Source organism: Pseudoalteromonas sp. S3178 (assembly GCF_005886985.1).
Lineage (GTDB): Bacteria > Pseudomonadota > Gammaproteobacteria > Enterobacterales > Alteromonadaceae > Pseudoalteromonas > Pseudoalteromonas carrageenovora.
The window spans coordinates 1-255 of sequence record NZ_PNCW01000377.1 but is presented as its reverse complement, the minus strand read 5'-3'; the positions used below and the strand labels follow the sequence as shown (position 1 = coordinate 255).

At 41.6% G+C, this 255-nt stretch carries 1 protein-coding gene; it reads right to left on the bottom strand.

Going from position 1 to position 255, the window contains the following annotated elements; all coding sequences use genetic code 11:
- Positions 1-255: HAMP domain-containing protein (locus tag CWC11_RS22910; protein WP_171038505.1), on the bottom strand; the 255-nt coding region annotated here is incomplete at both ends.

The following is a 255-nucleotide window of genomic DNA, read 5'->3' as shown; positions in this document are numbered from 1 at the left end:
AAATTTGATCTGCTTTTAGTTTCTGCTTATTGATCCCTTGTGCAACTTGCTCATTGATTTTGCCAAGTGTAGCACTGCTATCGCCAACTTCACCGGTTACTGCCTTAATTTGTCCGACAAGTGTGGTTAATGACGTTTGCATATCATTGATAGATGATGATAGCGCACTGATTTCATCTCCATGACTTGTTTCAAGTGCTTGAATATCCAATCGCCCTTGGGCAATATTCCCCGCTTGTACTACCACCAATTGCA